At 72.3% G+C, this 6,952-nt stretch carries 5 protein-coding genes; all 5 read left to right on the top strand.

Features of this window, described 5'->3' with window-relative positions; all coding sequences use genetic code 11:
• Nucleotides 1-776: DUF2797 domain-containing protein (locus K4G64_RS24860; RefSeq protein WP_260460925.1), on the top strand; the 776-nt coding region annotated here is incomplete at its 5' end.
• Nucleotides 777-903: 127 nt separating this feature from the next.
• Nucleotides 904-1,644 (top strand): response regulator transcription factor, encoded by a 741-nt coding sequence (locus K4G64_RS24855; protein ID WP_221758221.1) that lies wholly within the window; start codon nt 904-906, stop codon nt 1,642-1,644.
• Nucleotides 1,641-3,239 (top strand): HAMP domain-containing sensor histidine kinase, encoded by a 1,599-nt coding sequence (locus tag K4G64_RS24850; RefSeq protein ID WP_221758220.1) that lies wholly within the window; start codon nt 1,641-1,643, stop codon nt 3,237-3,239. The genes K4G64_RS24855 and K4G64_RS24850 overlap by 4 nt, the downstream gene beginning before the upstream one ends.
• 14 nt (nt 3,240-3,253) lie before the next feature.
• Nucleotides 3,254-4,738: a bifunctional glycosyltransferase family 2/GtrA family protein gene (locus tag K4G64_RS24845; RefSeq protein ID WP_221758219.1), complete on the top strand. Its 1,485-nt coding sequence runs from the start codon at nt 3,254-3,256 to the stop codon at nt 4,736-4,738.
• A complete protein-coding gene (locus tag K4G64_RS24840; RefSeq protein WP_221758218.1) occupies nt 4,735-6,894 on the top strand; it encodes a glycosyltransferase family 39 protein in 2,160 nt (719 codons plus the stop codon). The genes K4G64_RS24845 and K4G64_RS24840 overlap by 4 nt, the downstream gene beginning before the upstream one ends.
• The last annotated feature ends 58 nt before the right edge of the window (nt 6,895-6,952 follow it).

Here is a 6,952-nt window from a genome sequence, read left to right as displayed (position 1 = left end):
GCGCACACTCCTCGCACCGCGCCCCCGTACTCCGCCCCGGCACCGCCGCGCCCAGGGGGCACGCGTGCCCCCTGGGCGCGGCGGTGCCGGGGCGGAGTACGGGGGCGCGGTGCGAGGAGTGTGCGCGGCTGGACCGGGCGCATTCCGTGGCGGCGGACACCATCGCCGACGATCCCCGGCCGTACCGCGTCTATCTGGCGTGGTTCGGGCCCGGCATGGTGAAGGTCGGGATCACCGCCGAGGAGCGGGGCTCCGCCCGGCTGCTCGAGCAGGGCGCCGTCTGCTTCAGCTGGCTCGGCGTCGGACCGCTCATGGCCGCGCGGCGTACGGAGGAGCTGCTCAGGGCCGCCCTGCGGGTGCCCGACCGGATTCCGTACGCCGAGAAGCGGGCGGTGCGGTCCGCGCTGCCGGAGGCCGCCGCAGACCGGGCCCGTGAGGTCGCCGAGCTGTATGAGAGGGCGGTGCGGCTTCCCGCGTGGCCGGAGTCGCTGCTGCGGGAGCCGCTGCGGGTCGTCGATCACGTGGGGGTGTTCGGGCTGGCGGACGTGCCCGTCGCCAGGGGCGGCGTGAGCGAGCTCGTCGCCGGGGGTGCGGTCGGCGGGGAGCTGGCCGCGGCCGCCGGGCCCGATCTGCACCTCGCCACCGGCGGCGGGGTCGTCGTACTCGACACACGGCTGATGACCGGATGGCGGCTGGTGCCCACCGCTGGAGACGAACTGACCGTGCCGGTACGGCAGTTCAGGGAGGCGGCAGGCGTGCAGGACGGGCTGTTCTGACCTGCGCGGCGTTCCCGGAGGCTGCGGAGGCCTTCTCAGGAGCCCCCTGAGAGGCACCTGTGTGTTTCTCAGGGAAATCACAGGTTGTCGAAAGGGCGCTCTCAGAGGTCCCCGACATCGTGCTCACATGACCACGACCTCGCCCCAGGGGCGCACCGAACTGCTCAGGCCGGACGGGAGCCCCGTCCGCGTGCTCGTGGTGGACGACGAGCTGTCGATCACCGAACTGCTGTCCATGGCCCTGCGCTACGAGGGATGGCAGATCCGCAGTGCCGGTGACGGCACGGGCGCGCTCCAGACCGCCCGCGACTTCCGGCCCGACGCCGTCGTCCTGGACATGATGCTGCCCGATATGGACGGCCTGGCCGTGCTCGGGCGGCTGCGCCGGGAACTCCCGGACGTGCCGGTGCTGTTCCTCACCGCCAAGGACGCCGTCGAGGACCGGATCGCCGGGCTGACGGCGGGTGGGGACGACTACGTCACCAAGCCGTTCAGCCTGGAGGAGGTCGTCGCGCGGCTGCGCGGGCTGATACGCCGCTCCGGCGCGGCCGACCGGCGCTCGGACTCCATGCTGGTCGTCGGCGACCTCACCCTCGACGAGGACAGCCACGAGGTGACCCGGGCCGGGGACAACATCCACCTGACCGCCACCGAGTTCGAACTGCTGCGGTTCCTGATGCGCAACCCGCGCCGCGTGCTCAGCAAGGCACAGATCCTCGACCGGGTCTGGTCGTACGACTTCGGCGGCCAGGCCAACGTCGTCGAGCTGTACATCTCCTATCTGCGGCGCAAGATCGACGCCGGGCGCGAGCCGATGATCCACACACGGCGCGGCGCCGGGTACCTGATCAAGCCCGCGGCGTCATGAGCGGACGGCGACGGTCGCGTACGCGGCAGCGGGCGGGCAGCCGGTGGCCAGGCAAGCCGCGCACGCTGCGGACACGGCTCGTCGTCGCGTCCGTGGTGCTGATCGCCGTGGTGTGCGCGGTGATCGGCACGGTGACGACGCTGGCGCTGCGCTCGCATCTGTACGAGCAGTTGGACGGGCAGGTCGAGGACACCGGCAAGCGTCTGTCGGGTCCCGCGAAGCCCGACGGCGGGAAAGACATCGACGCGACGGACAGGATCACCGGTTTCATCCACGGGCCGGCCCGGCCCGGGACCGTGGCCGCCGTGGTCGGCGCCGACGGCGGCATCACCCTGGCGGCCTTCGCCAAGGACTCCGAGGAGAACGGCCCCTACCAGGGGAACACCCCCGTCGGCCTCACCGACGAACAGAAGGCCGCTCTCGCGCGCGTGCCCACCAGGGGCCTGCACACCGTCGACCTCCCCGGACTCGGCGAGTACCGCGTGCAGTACGCGCACGGGGAGGACGGCGGCTCCTACTACGTCGCCCTGCCCACCGAGTCGGTCACCACCACCATCAACACCCTGATCATCGTCGAGGTGAGCGTCACCGGCGCCGGCCTGGTCGCCGCCGCCATCGCAGGCTCCGTCCTCATCGGCGTGGCCACCCGCCCCCTGCGCCGCGTCGCCGCCACCGCCACCCGGGTGTCCGAACTGCCCCTGCACACCGGCGAGGTGAACCTCAGCGAGCGGGTCCCCGACTCCGAGACCGATCCGCACACCGAGGTCGGCAGGGTCGGCGCCGCACTGAACCGGATGCTCGACCACGTCCACGGGGCGCTGCACGCACGCCAGCAGAGCGAGACCCGCGTCAGACAGTTCGTCGCCGACGCCAGCCATGAACTGCGCACCCCCCTCGCCTCCATCCGCGGCTACGCCGAGCTCACCCGGCGCGGCAGGGAGCAGGTCGGGCCCGACACCCGGCACGCCCTGGTCCGGATCGAGTCCGAGGCCGGCCGGATGACCCTCCTCGTCGAGGATCTGCTGCTGCTCGCCCGGCTCGACGCCGGACGGCCGCTCCAGTTCGAGCAGACCGACCTCGCCCCGCTCGTCGTGGACACCATCAGCGACGCCCGTGCGGCCGGCCAGGACCACACCTGGCGGCTCGACCTGCCCGACGAGCCCGCGCTCGTGTCGGCGGACGCGGCCCGGCTGCAACAGGTCCTCGTCAATCTGCTCGGCAACGCCCGCAAGCACACGCCGTCGGGCACGACCGTCACCGCGCGGGTGCAGCGGCGCGACCGCTGGCTGTGCGTGGAGGTCGAGGACAACGGGCAGGGCATTCCAGCCGAGTTGCTCCCGCACGTCTTCGAGCGGTTCGCCAGAGGCGACTCCGCGCGCTCCCGCGCCACCGGCTCGACCGGGCTCGGCCTCGCCATCGTGCAGGCCGTGGCGAGCGCGCACGGCGGTGCCGTGACCGTCGACAGCGTGCCCGGGCGGACCGTGTTCACGGTGTACCTGCCCGCGCTGCCGCCCGAGCCGCAGCCGGACATGAGCCGGCGGCCGCACTCACAGGCACGCCACAGCCTCACCACATGGGCACAACAGGGCGCCTGACGAAAGTCGGTTCCATGCGAACCGACTCTTCTCCCGGCACCCTGCCGGCGCGGGAGCACCTCCCGGCCGCACCAGCCGGTACGCCTGTCCTGGACGTAGTGATCCCCGTCTACAACGAGGAGAAGGACCTCCGGCCGTGCGTCCGCAGACTGCACGCGCACCTCGAGCGGACGTTCCCGTACGCGTTCCGCATCACGATCGCGGACAACGCCTCCACGGACACCACCCCGCAGGTGGCCGGGCGGCTGGCGGCGGAGATCCCCGAGGTCACCACTTTCCGACTGGAGCAGAAGGGGCGCGGCCGGGCCCTGCGGGCCGTCTGGTCGGCCTCGGACGCACCGGTCCTCGCCTACATGGACGTGGACCTGTCCACCGACCTCAACGCCCTGCTCCCGCTGGTGGCGCCGCTGATCTCCGGCCACTCGGACCTCGCGATCGGCTCCCGGCTGGCCCGCAGTTCGCGGGTGGTGCGCGGACCCAAGCGGGAGTTCATCAGCCGGGCCTACAACCTCATCCTGCGCGGCTCGCTGCAGGCGCGGTTCTCGGACGCCCAGTGCGGCTTCAAGGCGATCCGCCGGGACGTGGCGCAGGTGCTGCTGCCGCTCGTCGAGGACACCGGCTGGTTCTTCGACACCGAGATGCTGGTGCTCGCCGAGCGCGCCGGGCTGCGGATCCACGAGGTGCCGGTCGACTGGGTCGACGACCCCGACTCGACCGTGCACATCGTCAGGACCGCGACCGACGACCTCAAGGGTGTGTGGCGGGTCGGCAGGGCCCTGGCCACCGGCTCGCTGCCGCTGGACCGGATCGCCCGGCCGTTCGGCGACGACCCGCGCGACCGTGACATCGAGGACGTGCCCAAGGGACTCGCCCGCCAGCTGGTCGGTTTCTGCGTGGTCGGAGCCCTGTCCACCCTCTTCTACCTGCTGCTCTACAGCGGCTTCCGCCTCTTCACCGGATCCCAGATCGCCAACGCCCTCGCCCTGTTGGTCTCTGCGGTCGCCAACACCGCGGCCAACCGGCGGCTCACCTTCGGGGTGCGTGGGCGCGGCGGGGCCGTACGGCACCAGGGGCAGGGCCTGGTCGTCTTCGGGATCGGGCTCGCCCTGACCAGTGGCTCGCTCGCGGCACTGAACGCGGCGACCTCCGAGCCGGCGCACTCCACCGAACTGGCCGTCCTCGTCGCGGCCAACCTCGCGGCGACCGTGCTGCGCTTCCTGCTCTTCCGGGCGTGGGTGTTCCCGGACCGGCGCGAGGACGACCCGGCGGTGCGCGCCGCGTACGAGGCGACTCCGTACGAGGCCAACCCGTACGAGGCGACTCTGTACGAGGCCAACCCGTACGAGGCGACTCCGTACGCGGACACCCCGTACGACGCGACCCCGTACGGCACCGCCCCCTTCCGCGCCGGTGCAGCCGCGGACGCCACCTGGCCGGACGCCACCCCGCAGCTGCTGCCGGTGCGCCCGCACGACTCCGATTCGAGGGACCTGCGATGACCGTCCACTTCGACCAGCCGATCACCGGCAGAGACACGGGCCCCGGAAACCGGACCCGCCCCCCGGCCGATGCCTCCGGTGCCCCCGGTGTCACCAAGCGGCCCCTCGTGCGAAGGCTCAGGCACGGCCGCCCCGAGGACCCCCGCTGGGCCCGCCCGGCCTTCCTCGCCCTGCTGCTGGCGACGGCCGTCCTCTACCTGTACAACCTGAGCGCCTCCGGCTACGCCAACTCCTTCTACTCGGCGGCCGTACAGGCCGGCAGCGAGTCCTGGAAGGCGTTCTTCTTCGGCTCGCTCGACGCGGCCAATGCCATCACCGTCGACAAGCCCCCGGCCGCCCTGTGGCCCATGGCTCTCTCCGTGCGGCTCTTCGGCCTCGGTTCCTGGGCGATCCTCGTGCCCGAGGTCCTCATGGGCGTCGGCACGGTGGCCGTCGTGTACGCGGCCGTGCGCCGCCGGTTCAGCCCCGCGGCCGGTCTGATCGCGGGTGCCGTGCTCGCGCTCACCCCCGTAGCGGCGCTGATGTTCCGCTTCAACAACCCTGACGCGATGCTGGCGCTGCTGATGGCGGCGGCCTGCTACTTCGTCATCCGCGCCCTGGAGGACGGCCGCACGAAGTGGCTGCTGTGGGCCGGTACCGCGATCGGCTTCGCCTTCCTCGTCAAGACGCTCCAGGCCTTCCTCATCCTGCCGCCGCTCGCCCTCGTCTACGGTGTCTGCGCCCCGGTGACGGTGAAGAAGCGGATCGGTCAGCTCGCCGCGGGTCTCGCCGCGATCGTCGTCTCCGGCGGCTGGTGGGTCGCGATCGTCGAGCTGTGGCCCGCGTCCTCCCGCCCCTACATCGGCGGCTCGCAGAACAACAGCTTCCTGGAACTGACCTTCGGCTACAACGGCCTGGGCCGACTCAACGGCGACGAGACCGGCAGCGTCGGAGGCGGTGGCGGGGGCGGCAACGGCGGTGGCGCCTGGGGCGAGACCGGCTGGGACCGGCTGTTCGGCTCCTCCATCGGCGGCCAGATCTCCTGGCTGATCCCGGCCGCGCTGATCCTGCTCGTCGCGGGCCTGGTGGCCACGGGCAAGTACCGCCGGACCTCGGCGACCCGGGGCGCGTTCCTGGTGTGGGGCGGCGCACTGCTCACCACCATGCTGGTCTTCAGCTACATGCAGGGCATCTTCCACGAGTACTACACGGTCGCCCTCGCCCCCTACATCGCCCCGCTGGTCGGCATGGGCGCGACGCTGCTCTGGGAGAAGCGCGACAAGGCGTGGGCGTCGCTGACCCTGGCCGCCGCGATGACGGCGACCGCGGCCTGGGGGTACGTCCTGCTCAACCGCTCCTCCGACTACCTGCCTTGGCTCAAGTGGCTGGTTCTGGTCGGCGGTCTGACGGCGGCCCTCGGCCTGATCTTCGCCGGTCGGCTGGGACGCCGGCTGGCCCTGGGAGCGGCCGGGCTGGGCCTCGTCGCCGCGCTGGCCGGTCCTGCGGCGTACACCCTCACCACCGTGAACGAGGGGCACACCGGCTCGATCGTCACCGCCGGCCCCGCGGTCGCGGGCGGCCGGGGCGGCCCGGGCGGCGGCGGTGCTCCCGGCGGAGGCGGCTTCCCGGACGGCGGCCAGAACCCGCAGAACGGCAACGGCAATGCCCGAGGTCAGGGACAGGGTCAGCAGGGCAACGGCTTCCCCGGAGGCGGCCTCCCGGGCGGCGGCCAGAACCAGAACCAGCAGAACCAGAACCAGCAGAACGGAGACGGCGGCCGGATGGGCGGCATGGGCGGCGGCGGTGGCGTCGGCGGCCTGCTCAACGGCGCCGGCGTCAGCGCCGAGGCCAAGGAGTTGCTGGAGACCGACGCCGACCAGTACACCTGGGCCGCCGCGGCCATCGGCGCCCAGAACGCGGCGAGTTACCAGCTGTCCACCGGCGACCCGGTGATGGCCATCGGCGGCTTCAACGGGAGCGACCCGTCCCCGACCCTGGCCCAGTTCAAGCAGTACGTGGCGGACGGAAAGATCCACTACTTCATCGCCTCGGGCGGCATGGGCGGCAGCGGCGACGGCACCTCCTCCCGGATCACGTCCTGGGTCGAGGCCACCTTCAAGAAGGTCACGGTCGGTTCGACCACGTTCTACGACCTCACGCAGAAGGCGAGCGGCTGACACGAGCCCGACCGGACGAGGGCGGTGGCCGAAAGCCACCGCCCTTCGCCGTCCTCGC

The organism is Streptomyces sp. WAC04114 (assembly GCF_019733245.1).
Classification (GTDB): domain Bacteria; phylum Actinomycetota; class Actinomycetes; order Streptomycetales; family Streptomycetaceae; genus Streptomyces; species Streptomyces massasporeus_A.
This window is presented reverse-complemented; position numbering and strand designations above follow the sequence as displayed.

Coding starts and splice junctions, on each gene's coding strand:
- K4G64_RS24840 (WP_221758218.1), top strand. CDS start 4,735: ATGACCGTCCACTTCGACCAGCCGATCACCGGCAGAGACACGGGCCCC.
- K4G64_RS24850 (WP_221758220.1), top strand. CDS start 1,641: ATGAGCGGACGGCGACGGTCGCGTACGCGGCAGCGGGCGGGCAGCCGG.
- K4G64_RS24855 (WP_221758221.1), top strand. CDS start 904: ATGACCACGACCTCGCCCCAGGGGCGCACCGAACTGCTCAGGCCGGAC.
- K4G64_RS24845 (WP_221758219.1), top strand. CDS start 3,254: ATGCGAACCGACTCTTCTCCCGGCACCCTGCCGGCGCGGGAGCACCTC.